Source organism: Truepera radiovictrix DSM 17093, from assembly GCF_000092425.1.
GTDB classification, from domain to species: domain Bacteria; phylum Deinococcota; class Deinococci; order Deinococcales; family Trueperaceae; genus Truepera; species Truepera radiovictrix.
In genome coordinates this window covers 1478958-1495305 of sequence record NC_014221.1, presented here as the reverse complement: position 1 = coordinate 1495305, position 16348 = coordinate 1478958, and the positions used below count along the sequence as shown (strand labels likewise).

18 protein-coding genes are annotated in these 16348 nt (G+C 69.3%); 8 read left to right on the top strand and 10 right to left on the bottom strand.

Annotation, left to right across the window (positions count from 1 at the left end; translation table 11 throughout):
• Positions 1 to 39: 39 nt before the first annotated feature.
• The gene (gene argC, locus TRAD_RS06925; RefSeq protein WP_013177887.1) at positions 40 to 1080 is read right to left on the bottom strand and encodes an N-acetyl-gamma-glutamyl-phosphate reductase; all 1041 of its coding nucleotides are present in this window, start codon (positions 1078 to 1080) and stop codon (positions 40 to 42) included.
• A gap of 56 nt (positions 1081 to 1136) precedes the next feature.
• On the opposite strand from argC, the gene TRAD_RS06920 reads away from it, so the two are divergent.
• Both TRAD_RS06920 and TRAD_RS06915 read left to right on the top strand, forming a co-directional pair.
• Complete coding sequence (locus TRAD_RS06920) at positions 1137 to 1385, top strand: type II toxin-antitoxin system VapB family antitoxin (protein WP_013177886.1); 249 nt, start codon at positions 1137 to 1139, stop codon at positions 1383 to 1385.
• Positions 1382 to 1816 (top strand): type II toxin-antitoxin system VapC family toxin, encoded by a 435-nt coding sequence (locus TRAD_RS06915; RefSeq protein WP_013177885.1) that lies wholly within the window; start codon positions 1382 to 1384, stop codon positions 1814 to 1816. Before TRAD_RS06920 ends, TRAD_RS06915 begins: the two co-directional genes overlap by 4 nt.
• 57 nt (positions 1817 to 1873) lie before the next feature.
• Here TRAD_RS06915 and lysX read toward each other — a convergent pair whose 3' ends face one another.
• The 7 genes from lysX to TRAD_RS06885 all read right to left on the bottom strand — a co-directional run bounded on the left by lysX (position 1874) and on the right by TRAD_RS06885 (position 7489).
• Entirely contained in the window at positions 1874 to 2779 is a 906-nt protein-coding gene (gene lysX, locus TRAD_RS06910) for a lysine biosynthesis protein LysX (RefSeq protein ID WP_013177884.1), read from the bottom strand.
• A gap of 81 nt (positions 2780 to 2860) precedes the next feature.
• Positions 2861 to 3028 (bottom strand): lysine biosynthesis protein LysW, encoded by a 168-nt coding sequence (gene lysW, locus TRAD_RS15675; RefSeq protein WP_013177883.1) that lies wholly within the window; start codon positions 3026 to 3028, stop codon positions 2861 to 2863.
• A 58-nt stretch (positions 3029 to 3086) separates the two neighbouring features.
• Positions 3087 to 3584: a LeuD/DmdB family oxidoreductase small subunit gene (locus TRAD_RS06905; RefSeq protein ID WP_013177882.1), complete on the bottom strand. Its 498-nt coding sequence runs from the start codon at positions 3582 to 3584 to the stop codon at positions 3087 to 3089.
• Positions 3584 to 4855 carry a 3-isopropylmalate dehydratase large subunit gene (locus TRAD_RS06900; RefSeq protein WP_013177881.1) on the bottom strand — a complete coding sequence of 424 codons (1272 nt, stop codon included), beginning with the start codon at positions 4853 to 4855 and terminating at the stop codon, positions 3584 to 3586. The genes TRAD_RS06905 and TRAD_RS06900 overlap by 1 nt, the downstream gene beginning before the upstream one ends.
• Positions 4852 to 6003: a homocitrate synthase gene (gene lysS / locus TRAD_RS06895; protein WP_013177880.1), complete on the bottom strand. Its 1152-nt coding sequence runs from the start codon at positions 6001 to 6003 to the stop codon at positions 4852 to 4854. Before lysS ends, TRAD_RS06900 begins: the two co-directional genes overlap by 4 nt.
• A gap of 369 nt (positions 6004 to 6372) precedes the next feature.
• Entirely contained in the window at positions 6373 to 6750 is a 378-nt protein-coding gene (locus tag TRAD_RS06890; protein ID WP_013177879.1) for a gamma-glutamylcyclotransferase family protein, read from the bottom strand.
• Positions 6751 to 6778: 28 nt separating this feature from the next.
• Positions 6779 to 7489: a SagB/ThcOx family dehydrogenase gene (locus TRAD_RS06885; RefSeq protein ID WP_049772998.1), complete on the bottom strand. Its 711-nt coding sequence runs from the start codon at positions 7487 to 7489 to the stop codon at positions 6779 to 6781.
• Between the two features lie 206 nt (positions 7490 to 7695).
• On the opposite strand from TRAD_RS06885, the gene mutY reads away from it, so the two are divergent.
• Positions 7696 to 8676 carry an A/G-specific adenine glycosylase gene (gene mutY, locus TRAD_RS06880; protein ID WP_013177877.1) on the top strand — a complete coding sequence of 327 codons (981 nt, stop codon included), beginning with the start codon at positions 7696 to 7698 and terminating at the stop codon, positions 8674 to 8676.
• A 75-nt stretch (positions 8677 to 8751) separates the two neighbouring features.
• Here mutY and TRAD_RS06875 read toward each other — a convergent pair whose 3' ends face one another.
• On the bottom strand, positions 8752 to 10374 hold the full coding sequence (locus TRAD_RS06875) for a molybdopterin-dependent oxidoreductase (protein ID WP_013177876.1): 1623 nt from the start codon (positions 10372 to 10374) through the stop codon (positions 8752 to 8754).
• Between the two features lie 147 nt (positions 10375 to 10521).
• Here TRAD_RS06875 and rbfA point away from each other — a divergent pair, with 147 nt between their 5' ends.
• Genes rbfA through guaB form a run of 3 tightly spaced genes read left to right on the top strand, consistent with a single transcriptional unit; the run spans position 10522 to position 12763 of the window.
• Positions 10522 to 10818: a 30S ribosome-binding factor RbfA gene (rbfA, locus tag TRAD_RS06870; RefSeq protein ID WP_013177875.1), complete on the top strand. Its 297-nt coding sequence runs from the start codon at positions 10522 to 10524 to the stop codon at positions 10816 to 10818.
• Entirely contained in the window at positions 10815 to 11219 is a 405-nt protein-coding gene (locus tag TRAD_RS06865; protein ID WP_013177874.1) for an acyl-CoA thioesterase, read from the top strand. Before rbfA ends, TRAD_RS06865 begins: the two co-directional genes overlap by 4 nt.
• A gap of 26 nt (positions 11220 to 11245) precedes the next feature.
• Entirely contained in the window at positions 11246 to 12763 is a 1518-nt protein-coding gene (gene guaB / locus TRAD_RS06860) for an IMP dehydrogenase (RefSeq protein ID WP_013177873.1), read from the top strand.
• 86 nt (positions 12764 to 12849) lie between these two features.
• On the opposite strand, the gene bshC is transcribed toward guaB, so the two are convergent.
• Positions 12850 to 14400 (bottom strand): bacillithiol biosynthesis cysteine-adding enzyme BshC, encoded by a 1551-nt coding sequence (bshC, locus tag TRAD_RS06855; RefSeq protein ID WP_013177872.1) that lies wholly within the window; start codon positions 14398 to 14400, stop codon positions 12850 to 12852.
• A 274-nt stretch (positions 14401 to 14674) separates the two neighbouring features.
• Between bshC and TRAD_RS06850 the strand changes: the two genes are divergently transcribed.
• A complete protein-coding gene (locus TRAD_RS06850; protein ID WP_013177871.1) occupies positions 14675 to 15472 on the top strand; it encodes a 2-phosphosulfolactate phosphatase in 798 nt (265 codons plus the stop codon).
• A 10-nt stretch (positions 15473 to 15482) separates the two neighbouring features.
• The gene (locus TRAD_RS06845) at positions 15483 to 16247 is read left to right on the top strand and encodes a WecB/TagA/CpsF family glycosyltransferase (protein WP_013177870.1); all 765 of its coding nucleotides are present in this window, start codon (positions 15483 to 15485) and stop codon (positions 16245 to 16247) included.
• Positions 16248 to 16348 lie beyond the last annotated feature (101 nt).

The window sequence follows — 16348 nt, the reverse complement described above, 5'->3', positions numbered from 1 at the left end:
CACCCATAACCCACAGGCCACGAGCCACACACCACGGGCTTACGGGTGCAGCCCCAAGAACTCGAGCCCCAGGGTCTCGGGCCACCCCATGCTGATGTTCAAAGCTTGCAGCGCGTGCCCCGCCGTGCCCTTGACGAGGTTGTCGAGCGCGCTCATCACCACCACGCGGCCGCTGTCGTTGTCGAGCGCGAAGCCGATGTCGCAGAAGTTGGTGCCGTCTAGGATCTTGGGATCCGGCACCCGGTGAATACCCCGTTTGGCGGTGACCAACCGGATAAAGGGCTCGTCCTCGTAGGCTTCGCGGTAGGCGCCCAGCACGTCGCGGTCGCTGTAGCCGTCGGGCAAAAAGACGTGCGCCGTAACCAGAATGCCGCGCACGCGCTCGATGGCGGTCGCCGTCAGGTGGACGGGGAAACGCCCCGGCAGCTCCTGCATCAGCTCGGCCTCGTGGCGGTGGCCGGTCGGGGCGTACGTGCGCACCACCCCCGCCCGCTCGGGGTGGTGCCCCGCGTCCGTCGGCCGGTTACCCGCCGCCGACGAACCGATCTTGCCCTCGACGATGATGTCGCCCCGCGCCGGTACGGCGTACTTGAGGAGCGGGTAGAGACCTAAAATCGCCGCCGTCGCCAGACACCCCGCACCGGCGAGGTAGTGCGCCCCCCGGAGCGCGTCGCGGTGCAGCTCGGGGTTGGCGTAGACGAAGCGCTCGAGGAGCTCGGGGCGCGGGTGCGGCTCGCCGTAGAAGCGCTCGTACGTGCGGGCGTCTTTGAGGCGAAAGTCGGCGGAGAGGTCGAGGAGGCGCGGGGCCTTCTGGCTGAACGCGTCAAAGCGCGTCGAGGACTCCTTGTGCGGCAGCGCCAGCACGAGCAGGTCGGCCTCTTGCAGCTCCGCCAGAGGCGAAAAGCGCAACCTGGTCGCCCCGCGCAGGTTGGGGTGCACGAGGTGCACGGGTTGCTTGGCGAAGCGCTCGGAAGTGACCTGGGTGACGTTGAGGTAGGGGTGGCCGAGGGCGAGGCGTAAAAACTCGCCGCCCGCATACCCCGAGGCGCCGACGATAGCGACGTTTAGGCGTTCGGACATAACGACCTCATGGGAGTAGTTTGACATACTGATGCCTAGTGCCTATGCTCTGATGCATGAGAACCACCATTCGTTTGGACGACGAGCTGCTGCGGGAAGCGAAGCGTTTAGCTGCCGAGACGAACCAGACGCTCACCGCCGTGATCGAAGAGGCGTTGCGCGAACGACTCGCGCGGCGTAAGGGCGCGCGCGACCGCCCACCTTTTACACCGAAGGTCTACCGAGGTCCGGCTAAGGGTTTGCAACCGGGGGTAGACCTCGACGACAATGCGGCGCTGCTCGACCTGATGGAAGGCCGGGGGTGATCCTGCTCGACATCAATCCGCTGGTCTACGCCTTTAGACCGGACGCGCCGCAGCACCCGGCGTACGTGGGGTGGCTCGAAAAGCTCGTCAACCAAGACGCCGCTTTCGGCCTCGCCGATATCGTATGCAGCGGCTTCATACGGGTCGTGACGCATCCTCGCGTCTTCTCACCGCCGTCCCCTCTAGACGACGCGCTCGAGTACCTAGAGGACATCAGGGCGCAACCCAACTGCGTCATCCTGGCACCGGGCGAGCGTCACTGGCGCATCTTTCTCCAGCTCTGCCATGCAGTAGGCGCCAAAGGGAACGTGGTACCGGACGCCTACCTCGCCGCGCTCGCCATCGAATCGGGTAGCGAGCTAGCGACCGCCGACCGAGGCGTTGCGCGCTTCCCCGGCCTCAGGTGGCGCCATCCGCTCGACGCGGGCTAGGGCTTGGGGGCGCAGGCTGCTCGAGCTTAGCGTGCGGGCTCTACGCGCGCTAGGTCCTTAGACAGCCGACGAGACGAAGACGCCCGCCTGCTTAAGCGCGTGCGCCACGACGCGACCCGGGATGTCGACGCCGGTGGTCGCCACCGAGTTGCGAAACTCCATGGTGTGGTTGACTTCAACGACCAACAGCCCGCGCTCCGACTCGAGCAGGTCGACCGCCACCACGCCGCCCCCTACCGCTGCGGCTGCGGCCAGGGCCACGTCCTGCAGCTCGGAGGTGAGCGGGCAGTTCGTCGCCACCGCCCCGCGCGCCGTGTTGGTCACCCAGTGCTCAGAAGTGCGGTAGATGGCCGCGACGACCTCGCCGCCCACGACGAACGCGCGGATGTCGCGGCCGGGTTTGCGGACGAACTCCTGCAGGTAAAAGACCTTGTGCTGCGGCCCGCCGAGCGTCTCCTTGTGCTCTAAAACCGCCTCCAGGGCGTCGCGGTCGCTCAGCTTGGAGACCATGCGGCCCCACGAACCGACGGTGGGCTTAAGCACCACGGGGTAGCCGAAGTCCTCGGCCAGCGCGAGCGCCGTCTCCGTGTCGAAGGCGACGCCCGTGCGCGGGGTCGGGACGCCCGCGCGCGCCAAGGCGGCATTCGTCGCGAGCTTGTCGCCGCAAACCTCGATCACCTCAGGGGGGTTGAGGACGCGCGCGCCGAGCGCCGAAAAGATGCGCGACACGGCCAGGCCGCGCGTCTGTGAGACGCAGCGCTCGACGACGACGTCGAAGCGGGGCAGCGCGGCGAGGTGCGAGAAGTCGCAAGCGAGGCTCGGCGCGTAGAGCTTTTCAACGGGCACCCCGGCGCGCTCGAAGGCGTCAAACAGCATCCTCTCTTCCGGGCGCAGGCGGTCGTAGACCACGGCGATGCGGGGGGCGGTGGCAGGGGGTGCGGGACGTTCTAAAAGCTGGGTCATGAAAGTGCAGAGATGAGTGCTGAGTTCCGAGTAGAAGCCCCTACTGGGCACTCGGTACTGGGTACTCAGCACTCGTCGTCTCTACTCCCCCCAATCCTCGTCTTCTTCGGGGGCGGGCTCGAGCCTCAAGGGGTCGAGGCTCACCACCTCCAGCTCGGTGCCGTCGTCCGAGACCAAGATCTCGCCGAGCTCGAGGGTGTCGGGGTCAGCTTCAACGGTGCCGTAGGGGGTATCGATGGTTTGGAGCATGGGGTGTCCTTTCAAGATGGTGTGTGCGGTAAACGTCGGTTCGCGCTTTCCGGAGGCGCTAGGGCGCTTCACCCGGAAAGCGCCCGTGTTTTCGGTAAAACTCGAGGATCGACCCCTCGCGCAGCGCCTCCTGGAGAAACAAAGGCGGGGGCTCGAGCTGGAAGATTTCGTCCCCGCGCGTCACGGTGCCGGCAGCGAGGTCGAAGCTCACCTCGTCGCCGTCCTGGAGCGCGTCGGGGACGGTCTCCGAGGTAAACGCCGGGATCCCTAGGTTGAGCAGGTTGCGGTAGTGGATGCGGGCGAACGACTTGGCGATCACCGCCCCGACCCCGAGGGCTTTAAGCGCCTGCGGGGCGTACTCGCGCGAGGAGCCAAGGCCCCAGTTGCGCCCGCCCACCAGCAGGTCACCGGGACGCACCCGCTCGGCGAACTCGGGGCGCAGGTGGGCAAAGGCGTAGCGGTGAAAGCGGTCCTCGCCGACCATAAAAGGCGCGTACTTGCCCGGCAGGATGTCGTCGGTGTTGACCGCGTCGCCGAACGTCCAGACCCGCGCCATCACGCCACCGCCCGTTCGGGAAGCGCGGCGTCCTCGGCGAGGGTGAGGGTGCCCGAGAGCGCCGCGCGCGCCGCCACCGCCGGGGACGCCAGAAAGATCTGCGCTTCGGGGCTCCCCATACGGCCGACGAAGTTGCGGTTGCTCGTCGACACGCACACCTCGCCGGGGGCCAAGACGCCCATGTGCCGCCCCATGCAGGGGCCGCAACCGGGGGTCCCCAGGACCGCGCCCGCCGCGAGCAGCGTCGAGAGCGTCCCGTCGGCGGCAGCCGCCTCCAACACCTGCGAGCTCGCCGGGATAACCAAAAGCCGCGTCCCCTCGGCCACGCGCTTGCCGCGCAGAATGTCGGCGACGACGTGCAGGTCGTCCAGACGGCCGTTGGTGCAGGTCCCGACAAACACCTGGTCGACGTGCACGCCGGTGAATGCGGTGAGCGGGTGGACGTTGTCGACAAAAGGTGGCGCGGCGACAACCGGCTCCAGGGCGCCGAGGTCGAGCTCCACGACGCGGGCGTAGCGCGCTCGGGAGTCGACCACGAGCCACTCGGGCACCGAGAAGCGCTCCCGAACCTCCCCGCTCGGCGGCACCAGACCGACCTTCGCCCCCGCCTCGACGGCCAAGTTGGCGAGCGTCATGCGCTCGGAGAGGGTGAAGCCGTCGGGGGTGTGGAGCTCGAGGCTGGCGTAGGTGGCGCCGTCGGCGGTGAGCTCGCGGATAACGCTCAGGGCCACGTCTTTGGCGCTCACCCCCGCGGGTAGCGTCCCCGTGAGCTTTACAGCGACCGTTTCCGGCACTTTAAGCCAGGTCTTGCCGCTCGCCGCCGCGAGCGCGATGTCGGTCGCGCCCATGCCGGTACCGAAGCAGCCGACCGCGCCGTAGGTGGTCGCGTGCGAGTCCGAACCCAACACGACGCCGCCGGGTTGGGCGAGGCCCTCCTCCATCAACACCTGGTGGCAGATGCCGCGCCCCACGTCGAAGAGCCGGAAGCCGCGCTCACGGGCGTAGCGGCGCGCGTCCGCCTGCGCTTTCGCGACCTCCACGTTGGCCGCCGGCGCGACGTGGTCGAGGACGAACGAGACGCGCTCGGGGTTGCGGACGCGCCCGCCGAGGTCCCCTTCGATGCGCCGGATCACCGACGGGGCGATCGAGTCGACCACCATCACCTGGTCGACGTCGACCACGACGAGGTCGCCAGCCCGGACGCGGCGCCCCGCGCGCACCGAGAGGATGCGCTCGGCGAGCGTCAGCCCCGCTAAGTCGGGTGGCCTCACGCGAACACCTCCTCTGGCGCGCGCCTCTGCGCCGCCGCGCGCAACAGCGCGTCAACGTCGTGGAGCGCTAAGTCACCCGCGTCGGCAGAAGCCTTGATCTGGCGCGTGAGCTCGCGCACCGTTTCGTCCGGCAGCTCCAGGCCGAGCTCGGCGGCGCGCGCCGCGACCGCGTTGCGCCCGGTGAGGCGGCTGCCGATCTGCAGGGTGCGCGTGACCCCGAAGACTTCGGGCGGGATGATCTCGTAAGCGCCGGGGTTGACGTAGATGGCTTTAAGGTGCAGCCCCGCTTTGTGGTTGTAGGCGTACGCGCCCGTGAGGTAGTTGTTAAAGGGCACCGAAAGCCCCGTCATGCGGGCCACCATGGCGTCGAGCTCGGGGAGCATCGTGAGGTTGTACTTCTCCTGGAGCCGCTGCGGGTTCTGGGTGTACATCCGGGCCAAAAAGCCGCCCAAGGGCGTGATGCCGTTGCGCTCGCCGATACCCAAGATGCTCGTGTCGATGTGCGTGGCGCCGGCGCGCACCGCCTCGAACGCGTTGGCGATCGCGCAACCCGTGTCGTTGTGGCCGTGAAACTCGATGTCGCAACCGACGACCGCGCGCACGTCGGCGACAAGTTCGCGCACCGCGCTGGGGCTCGCGACCCCGACGGTGTCGGCAAGCCCCACGCGGTCGACGCCCGCGCGGTCGGCGGCGGCGTAGATGCGCAGCAGGTCCTCCCGGTCGCTGCGGAAGGTGTCTTCTGAGGAGAAGCGCACGCTCTTGCCGGCGCTCTTGACGTAGCCGATGACCTCTAAGCTCTCGTCGATGATCTCGTCGACGCCGCGCCCGTGCGAGCTGCGCAGCGCGGGCGAGGTGCCGAAGAGGATATCGACGCCGTCGACGCCGCACTCGAGCGCCACGCGCGCGTCCTCGAGGTTCGCGCGGGTGTGCGTCAGGACTTTGGCCTTTAGGCCGAGCCCTGCGATGGTCTCCAACGCCTGCCGCGACGCCGGAGAGGCCACCGGCGTGGTGAGCTCTAGGTACTCCACCCCGAACGCGTCGAGCGCCTTGGCGATCTCCACCTTATCGGCCAAGCTAAAGTTGCCGAGCGCAAACTGCTCGCCCTCGCGCAGGGTCGAATCGATAAGGCACCAGTCACGGGTTTTCACGCTTCTCCTTCGACAGACTGTTTCATGGGGAGCGCCCAGGGCGCTTACGAATCGCTTCCGGTGACCCTGCAGGCCACCGCACAACGAGAGCCATCCTACGACGTGAAAATAGTTTTGTCAAATCGACTTTTTCCGTCCAGAACGGGCTTTCTTACGTTTTTTAGGGTGTTTTGCGGGTGCGCCGTCGGGTCTAAGGTCGATGCACCTCGCGCCTTAAAATCGAAAGCGAGAAGCGGTATCGACGAAGGGATGCAAATCCCTCAAGGCTTAGGGTTCGGGGGTGCTGCGCGGTCTAGCGGGTAGCGCCGAGAAGGTGCGCGTAGGACCGCTTGCGCATGCGGGTGCGCGGGTAGCGGCGCTGCGTAGCGGCTACTGCAGCGGCCAATCCCCGCTGGGCACGGGGACGACGCCGGGCGCCGCGAGCCGCGTCTCGTTGACGTAGAGGTACGTCCAGGCGCGCTGGCCGGAGGGTTGAACGCTGACCTCGACGCGCGCGTACTCGGGTGGCTCGAGGTCGAGCCCCTCGAGCCGGTCGAGCACCGGCAGCGCCGCGTCGAGGTCGGCGAACGTCAGGAGGGCGCCGTACACGCGCCCCGCCCCCCGCACCATCGCGGGATACCCCTCGGGGTGAAAGTGCAGCAGCACAAAGCCGTCGACAAAGGCGGGCTCGGCGCGAACGACGCCCCGCGCGAGGTGAAAGTTGCGCCCGCCCGGTTTGAGGGTGCCGTAGACGAAAAGCTTGTCCATGCGCCTAGGTCACGGGGTCGGGTCTCGGTTAGGTTCCGAGCGTCAGCACGCAGAGCGGCACCTCGCTCACCCCGTCGATCTGCAGCAGCCTCGCGAGCTCGTCGTCGTAGAACTCGGCGCGCACGGTCGCGGCGAGCCCGAGTTCGACGGCGGCCAACATGGCGCACTGCGCCGCGGCGCCCGCCTCGAGGTAGAGGTAGCGGTAGGCGCGGCTTTTGGCGCCGTCGTCGATGCGCCCTGGCAGCCCCGTGTAGGCGACCGCCGCGGCGCACGCGCTGATGTCGGTGTCTAGAAGCGCGTCGGCGAGCTCCAAACTCGGCTCGGTCTGAACGAGGTGCTCGAGGGCGTGTTCGCGCGGGTTGTAGTGGTAGACACCGGGGAACACGTCCTCGATCTGCCGCACCACGAGGTAGGTCTCGAGCCCCGCCAAGGGCACGGCCGTCGCGTGGGTGCGCTGCCCGCCATAGGTAAAGCCCGAGCTCGCCCAGAGCAGCTGCGACACGTCCCCTTGGCGCAACCGCCCCCCCTCGGGGATGCTCTCGCGGGTCGTGGCGAGCGTCCCCCAGAGCCCCTTGCCGCCCGAGAGCTCGGGAACTGGCAAAGCCGCGACCTCGAGCGGGTTGGCGTAGACCTTAAAGGGGCTGACCGCCTTTCCCGTCTTCGGCGGCAACGCCCCGCGGCGGTACTTGGTCTGCGCTTGGAAGTTCTCCCCAATCGTCTTTTCTCGGCTACTCGGCAATGCCACTCCCTACCTCGTCGGGCGTGGGTTTGGAGGTGCACCCCTCAGTCGTGGGCGCTAACCCCTTGCCCTCTTATCGACAGCGTTTCGCACGGCTTCACCAGACCGGGACCTTCTTAGGCAAGCACTTTACCATTCGCAGCCCCGGGCTCATAGCCCGGCGACGGGCAACCCGCGCGCTGCGGGCGAGCTGATAGCCTAGAGGGGTGAAGGGCGCACCCGTCTCACCCCTAGCAGCCGACCTTCTGGCGTGGTTTGGCGGCGCCAAACGCGCCCTCCCCTGGCGCGAGGTGCGCACGCCCTACCGTGTGCTCGTCTCCGAAGTCATGCTCCAGCAGACGCAGGTCGCGACCGTCGTCCCCTTTTTTAGGCGGTGGATGGCGCGCTTTCCAAGCCTACAGGCGCTCGCCGCCGCCCCCTTGGACGACGTCCTCAAAGCCTGGGAGGGGCTCGGCTACTACAGCCGCGCGCGTCGGCTCCAGGAGGCAGCTAGGGCCGCCCTAGACCGACACGGGGGGTTGCCAGAGAGTTACGCGGCGCTCCTTAAGCTCCCCGGCATCGGCCCCTACACGGCCGCCGCCGTCGCCTCGCTCGCGTTCGGGGAGCGAGCGCTCGCGGTCGACGGCAACGTCAAGCGAGTTGCGGCGCGGCTCTTCTGCCTCCCCGGCGAGGTCACCCGGGAGGCCGTGCGGGCACGCCTCGAGCCGCACCTCCCCGACGACGCCCCGGGCGACTTCAACGAGGCGCTCATGGAGCTCGGCGCCCTGGTCTGCACGGCGCGCGCCCCGCAGTGCCCGCGCTGCCCCGTGCAGGCGCACTGCGGGGCGTACCAGCAGGGTGCGGTCGCGCGTTTCCCCGCCCCCAAAGCGCGCAAGCGCGTGCCGCACGTGCGGCGCTACGCGCTCGTCTGCGCCCGTGACGGCGCCCTCTGGCTGCGCCAGCGCCCCATCGGTGAGATGCTAGGGGGTTTGTGGGGCTTTCCGCTCACCGAAGAGGCGCCCCCGGGGGCGCAGTTGGGGGCGGTCAAGCACGCCTACACGCACTTTCGGATCACCGCCACGCCGGTGCTCGTAGAGGCCCCACCGCCGGGGGACGGGCGCTTCGTGAGGGCCGCGGAGCTCCGCGCGCTGCCGCTCGCCAAACTCGACCACAAGGTGCTTGAGGTGTGGCTCGAGCGCAACGCCTAGCGACGGTCCAGGGCTCCAAAGGCTCGTGGCCTGTGGCTCGTAGATACACAAGTTGCAAGCCACACTACAGACGACCTAAAGCTGAACCCGCCGCCCGTCCAGCCCCGTCGCCCCGCTCGGGTGCGGCGGCCGCCGCTCGGAGATCTGCGGCGTGCCGTCGCCCTCGAAGCAGCGCACGGTGAGCAGGTGCTCCCCCGGTTCGAAGGGCCAGTCGAAGCGCCAGAGCACCCAGGTCGTGCGCGACAGGGGCTCGCGCAACCTCGCCTCCTGCCAGGGCCCGTCGTCGACGCGCACCTCGACCCGGGAGATGCCGCGCGCCCCCGCGTGCGCGATGCCGCCGACCGGTACGAGCGCCCGCCCCCCCTCGTCGACGATGGCTTCTTGCGCGACGGTGTCGATCACTGCCGTCGCTTTCATACGCGCCTCGCGGTCCCACCCCCGCACGACCCAGTAGCCGGGCTCCCAGGCGTCCACAGCCTCGATGCGCTCGATCCACTTGGGCTGCTTCATCCCGTAGCGGTCGGGGATATAGATGCGCAGCGGGAAGCCGTGGCGAAAGCGCAGCGGCACCCCGTCCCAGGCGTAGCAGAGCATGATGCGCTCGTCGCGCCGGATGTCCGCTACCGGGATGATCTCGAAAAAGCCGTCCGCCGCCGTGATGCGTAGGTGCGAAGCGCGCGGGTCCAGGTTCCAGTCGTCCAAGAGCCGCACCAAGGGGACCCCCGTCCAGCGGGTGGTGCCGATGAGGTCGCCGCCGATGGGGTTGGAGATGCACGAGAGGGTGACGAACTGGTCGACGCTCTCGTAAGCGCGCAGCTCATCCAGGGTGAGCTCGAGGGGCGCCGCGACGAGCCCTTCGACCCGCAGCCGCCACGTCTTTTCGTCGATGACGACCGGCGCGAGGTTGATGTCGATGCGGTAGTGCGCCTCTAAGGGGGTCAGCTCGGGGCGCGTGCCGGGGGCGGGCTGCACGGCCGCGTCCGCGTTGGGCAGCCGGTTCACCTCCGACCAGCGCGTTCCAGCCTCCGCCTCCTCGTCGGGCCGCCGCCCCCCCAGGGAGGCCGCGCCGCCCGCAGCGACGACCGTGACGAGCGCCGCCGCGCCGCCCAAGTAGACCATGAAGCGCCGCCGGTCGGTCGCGGCGCTTAGGTCGGCGCTTGCCCCAGCACCCACCTCGGTCGCGGCGGCGGGCGGGCTGAGGCGGCGCTGCGCGGCGGTTAGCAGCAGCGCCCAGGCGAGCACGAAAGCCAGCGTCCACGCCGCCGCAAAGGGCGGCGCGTGGGGCCCTGGGGCCTGCGCCGCGACGAGGGCTAGCGGCACCCCGACGGCAACAGCCAGCGCCCACCCCGCGCGCCACGGCGCTCGGCGGCGCAAGGCGGCGCAGAACGCGCCACCCGCGAGGAGGAGGAGGGCGGTAAAGAGCGCGAGCGCCAGGAGCTGCTCGGCGAGCTTGGCGAGGTCGGCGACCGAGAGCCCCAAAGCGAGCAGGACGAGGACGAGCGCGTCGATGCCGGCGGTGACGAGGGGTCCCGGCAGCACCCGCGCGAGCCCGTCAAAGAGGTTAAAGGGGGGAAACGGCAGCCCGAGCTGCCAGGCGAGCCACCCGAGCGCGCTGAGCGGCGCGAGCAGGGCGAGCGAGAGCCCGAAGCCCCCCCAAAAGCCGACCCTGTGGGGTGGTGTACGTGGCGTGTGGGTCACGCGACCTCCTTTGCCGCCGTAAGCGAGAGCGTTTGGGTTCCAGCATAGCCCTCGGCGTCGCCCCTTTACGCCCCCCGCGCGACGTCGCCGCTGGGCCCCATGCCTACAGTTACGCACCGCCGCCCGGGCGCGCGCTATCCTACGTAGATGGACGCTTCTCAGCGGCACGCGCGCGCGCTCGAGCGTGCGCTCGCCGAACTCATCCCCCAACTCAAAGACCCCCGCATCCCCGTCGTAGCCACCATTGAGCGGGTGCGCCTCAGCGCCGACTTCTCGGCGGCCAAGGTCTTGGTCAGCACCTTGCGCGAGGAGGACGAAGCGCCCCTAAAAGCGGCGCTGGAGCGCGCGAGCGGCTTTTTGCAGCGGCGCCTCGCCGCAGCGGCGGACCTTAGACGCACCCCGCGGCTCAGCTTTCACACCGACCCCGCCGAGGTGCTCTCGTGAGGCCCACCCTGACGCTCCGCGTGCGCTTCGCCGAGACCGACCAGATGGGCATCGCCCATCACTCGGCCTACGTGGTGTGGTTCGAGGCGGCCCGCGTCGAGTGGCTCCGCGCGCGCGGGATGAGCTACCGCGCGCTCGAGGAGGAGGGCGTCTCGCTCGCGGTAAGTGCCCTTAACGTGCTCTACCACCAGAGCACCCGCTTCGACGACGAACTCAGCGTCCAGGCCGAGATGACCGAACTCAAAAGCCGCCGCGTCCGCTACCGCTACGAGATCACGCGCGGCGGCGAGCGCGTCGCCTCGGGCGAGAGCGTCCACACCCCGGTCGACCGCCGCGGGCGCGTCGTGCGGCTGCCGCAGGCGTGGCTGCAGGCGCTGGAAAAGCACGTCGCGCCCCTTTAGGATGGGATGAGAAAGCAGGTGCCCAGGTGACGACACAGCCAACCCCCACCCCCCACCCGGCGGCGAGCGCGCCCAGCAAGTTCCGCGGCGAGGCGCTGACCTTTGACGACGTGCTCCTCGTCCCGGCCTACTCGCAGGTGCTCCCCAAAGACGTCGACACGACCACCCGGTTTTCGCGCCGCGTCGCGCTCAACATCCCCGTGAGTTCGTCGGCCATGGACACGGTCACCGAGACAAAGATGGCTATTGCCATGGCGCGGCACGGCGGCTTGGGCGTGATCCACAAAAAGCTCCCCATCGAGGCGCAAGCCGACATGGTCACCAAGGTCAAGCGCTCCGAAGCGGGGATGATCGTCGACCCGATCACCTTAACGCGCGACGCGACGCTCCAAGAGGCCGAGGACTTGATGCGCGAGTACCGCATCAGCGGGGTGCCCATCACCGAACCGGACGGGCGTTTGGTCGGCATCCTCACCAACCGCGACCTGCGCTTTGAAACCGACTTTTCGCAGCCCGTCGAGGCGCTCATGACCAAAGACGACCTCGTGACGGTGCCGGTCGGCACCACGCTCGAGGAGGCGCGCGACATCCTCCGGCGGCACAAGGTCGAAAAGCTGCTGGTGGTCGACGACGCCTACATCCTCAAGGGCCTGATTACGATCAAAGACATCACCAAAAAGCTCGAGTTCCCGCACGCCGCCAAAGACGCTCTCGGCCGGCTGCGGGCGGCGGCGGCGGTCGGGGTCGCGAGCGACCTCGAGGCCAGGGCCGAGGCGCTCGTTAGAGCGGGCGTCGACGTGCTCGTGCTCGACTCCGCGCACGGCCACTCGCAGGGCATCCTGGACGCTCTGGTCTACCTCAAAGAGAGCTTCGACGTCGACGTCGTCGCGGGCAACATCGCCACCGCCGAGGCCGCGAAGGCCCTTTTGGACCGGGGCGCCGACGCCCTAAAGGTCGGCATCGGCCCCGGCAGCATCTGCACCACCCGGGTCGTCACGGGGGTCGGGGTGCCGCAGCTAAGCGCCATCATGGAGGTCGCTAACGCCGCGCGCGGTTCGGGGGTGCCGGTCATCGCCGACGGCGGCATCAAGTTTACCGGCGACCTACCCAAAGCCATCGCCGCCGGCGCCGACTGCGTGATGGTCGGCTCCATGCTCGCGGGCACCTCCGAAGCGCCCGGCGAGGACATCTTGCGCGACGGCCGGCGCTATAAGGCGTACCGGGGGATGGGGAGCTTGGGCGCGATGGCCGGCGACGGCAATTCCAGCGCCGACCGCTACTTCCAGGAGGACGCCAAAAAGCTCGTCCCCGAGGGCATCGAGGGGATGGTCGCCTACAAGGGGCCGGTGGGCGACGTCTTGTACCAGATGTTGGGCGGCCTGCGGAGCGCGATGGGTTACTGCGGCACCGAGAACCTCGCCGCTATGCAGGCGCGCGCGCAGTTCGTGCGCATCACCCAAGCGAGCCTCATCGAGGGGCACCCGCACGACGTGACGATCACCAAAGACGCCCCTAACTACTCGGTGTCGCGGCACGGGCAGTAGTCCGCGTGCGGCCTCCGGTCGGAGGCGCCCGTTGTGCGCTTACAAGCGCCTAAAAGTTGGCACCACGTTTCGCGGTGCTGCGGCCGCTAAAACCGCACCTCGTGCTCCCCCTCCGGCGGCAGCGCCAAAAACGCTTCGACCACGCTCTGCACGCCGAACTTGAGGAAAAAGGAGAAGGGGCTCAGCACCCGCTCCTGCGGCGCGCCGTTCGGGAGCAGGTGCGCGCGCAGCCGTCCGAACTGCCGCGTGTAGAGGTCGTCGCGGGCTGAAAGCGCGGCGGCGCTTTTCTTCGCGAGCGTCCCGAACACGCTCGTCAAACGCGCCTCGGCCCGCGCAACGGTCCCTGAGAGCGTCGGGTCGATGTTCGAGGCATGCCGCGTCAGCTCGAGCGCGTGACGTTTAAGGGCCGCCAAGCTCTCGTCGAAAGCGGCCTTGTGGCCGTGCAGCGCGAGCAGCGTCTCCCCCATGACCCCGTCGAAGTCGCGCTGCAGCTCCCTGGCCGAGAGGCCGAACTTGTCCAGGATGCGCCGCACCGGCGGCTCTAGCACCGTGACCGACGCGCGCGGCCAGATGAGCGGCATGGCGACGCCGTGCGCTTCGTAGACGCCGCGGAGCTGGGCGAAGTAGCGCAGCTCCCCCGGCCCGACGACGGTCGCGGCGGTCGGCAGCACCGCGTCTTGGGTGACTGGCCGCAGCCCCGCCGCCGGCGTCAGGGCGCAGGGGTCGTGCTCGAGCCGCTCGCGCAGCTCGGCGGCGGTGTAGTGCGCCCGCTCGGTGCGAAAGCCGTCGCCGTCGACGCGCAACAGGCGGCGCTGGCCCGCCTCCTCGACGAAGAGGTTCGTCGCCCCCGCCCCGCGCCCTAGCTGCGGCGTCCACCCGAGGCGCCGCAGCTGCGCCCCCGCCGCCCCAATCGCCGTCACCGAGCGCAGCGGCGCGGCGAGTTCGGCCTCCAACACCGGCCTAAAGAGCGCCGCCGTGTCGCACGCCATCGGGTCGAGCACGACGAGCCCCGCCGGCCCCAAGAGCTCGTAGAGCAGCGCACCGAACCACTCGCTAAAGCTCTGGGCGCGCGCGGCGGTGCGCTGCAGCAGCGCCCCCACCTCACGGCGGTAGGGCTCCGGGACCTCAAGGGCGTCTAGGTCGCAGAGCAGCGCCTCTAGCCACGCCTCTGGCAGCGGGATGCGCCCCGCGCAGACCCCCTCCGGCAGGGGCAGCGCGGGGCGGTGGAGCCGTTCGCGCAGGTCGAGGAGGTAGCTGTGATCGATCTCCGCGCTGTCGGCGTCCTGGCTCGCGAGCCAGAACACCGGTACGACGGGGCGCGCTTCGCTCGAGAGCCTCTTGGCGAGCGCGATCGCCGTGACCGCTTTGCTGAGGGTGTAGAGCGGCCCGAGCAGCAACCCGGTCTGCTGCCCCGTCACCACCACGCGGCTCCCTGGGTGCGCGAGCCGCTCCAGGTTCCTCAGGGCGGCCTCCGGCGCGCCGAGCTTTTCGGCGCTGCGGCCAAGCGCCGCGGTCAGCGCCGCGCGCGGCACCGGTCGGGGGAGCTCGAGCGCCGCCGCCGTGTCTTTTGGTGCGAGCTGAAAAAAGTCGGCGAACGCCCCTTGCGCGTAAGCGGTTTCAAACGAGGGTGACGGCACCCGCTTAGCCTACCGCGCGCGGCCGGTGCGCGGCGTCGGATGCGCGTCACGCCCTTTAGCCGCTGGCGTGCGGGTAGCGGTGTCGTTTTTGGCCGCCCCCTTTGGCCCACCCTCGGGAGGGGGATGCTAGACTGTAGCGTGTGTTTGACCCCGCGTTATGCCCGCTCCACCCCCCCTTTGGGCAACGGCACGCACCACCTCTACCGGAGCCAGCTCGGGGCGCCCGACCTCGCCCCCTCGCCACCGTCACCGCCAGAGTCACCTTGGACCTAGTGTGAAGCTCCGCGTCGACCTCCTCCCCAAAAGCAGCTACGGCGACGTGGTGGTCGTGATCGACGTGCTGCGCACCTGCACCATCGCCCCGCTGCTTTTTGACCGCGGCCTAGAGGCGCTCTACATGAGCGCCAGCATCCGGCGCGCCCTGCACCTCGCGGAGGCTAAGGACCTGCTTCTGGTCGGCGAACGCCGCGGGCTCCCACCGGAGGGGTTTAACTACGGCAACTCGCCCCAGGAGCTCTTGACCGCCCCCGTTGCCGGGCGCAGCGCCGTGCTCGTCTCCGAAAACGCGCCGCGCGTCCTCGAGCAGGTCGCCGGGGCGCGTCACCTGCTGCTCGGTTCGCTGTACAACGCCGAGGCCGTCGCGGCCCACGCCGCGTCGCTCGCGCACGACGAGGTCGCTTTGGTGTGTTCGGGGTTCGCCGGCAACGAAGACCTCGACGACGCGCTCTGCGCGGGGTTTCTCGCCGCGCAGCTTAAACGGCGCTTCGGCGACGCCGAACTCGTCGGCGCCACACTCATGAGCATCAGCCTGTTCAAAGCTTTTCCCAACCCCACCCAAGCCCTGTGGCGTTCGCGCGCCGGGCAGTACCTGCGCACCCTCGCGCTCGAGGACGACCTCGCCACAGCCGGCCTGCTCTCAGCGTCGCGCACGGTCCCCTACCTAGAAACGACGTTCCACGCCGAGGGCGCACCCCTCTTTCGCTTTACCGCCCACCGCGTCCCCGTGCCGGGTGACCAGCCGGACCGCCACGACGTCTCCGCAGCGGGCGTCGGCGACGCCTGCGCGCGCTAGAGGTCGGCTCATGTCCCCTGCGCTCTCTCAGGCCAGCTTTGCAACCGCCGACGTCCTCGGCTACCGCGTCGCGCGCTGCACCCTCGAGGAGGCCGCTCACTGGGGCCTACGGGCCGCCTTTGACGGCGCCCTCCCCAAACTGCTCGTCACCCTCAACCCCGAGATCATCGTGCGCGCTGAACGCGACGCGGCGCTGCGCGACGCCCTGCACCACGCCGACCTCACGGTCGCCGACGGCGTCGGTGTCGTCTGGGCCGCCCGCCGCGCGGGGGTGCAGCTGCCGGGCCGGGTCCCCGGCGTCGAGCTCATGACGCAGCTTTTGGCGCGCGGCGGACCCGCGCTAAGGGTCTACTTTTTGGGTGCTAGGCCGGGGGTTGCCGAGCGGGCCGCAGCGGCGGCGCGCGCGCGCTTTGGCACCGCCGTCGCAGGCGTGCAGCACGGCTTTTTTAGGTCAGACGACGTTGAGAAGGTTGTCCAGCAGGTGCGCGAGAGCCGCGCGCAGCTGCTCATAGCGGGCTTGGGCGAAGGCCAGGAGCTCTTTTTGCATCGCCACCGCGCGGCTCTCGCCGCCCCTTTGATGATAGGTGTCGGCGGCGCGCTCGACGTGCTCGCCGGGGAGGTCAAGCGGGCCCCCCGTTGGACGCACCAGTTGGGGCTCGAATGGCTCTGGCGGGTCGGCGGCGACCCGAAGCGCTGGTACCGCTTGCCGCGGCTCGTGCGCTTCGCGCTGCTCGTGCAACGTAGTGGCCTCGAGCGGCCTACGCTCTCTGGCTAAGGCGCGTCCTTGTTTAGAACCTGCGCCAGCACGCAGGGTGCGTGCGAGCGTCTATACTAAAGGGACGTGTAACGCGCTCTAAAGACCATCCGAGCGGAAGG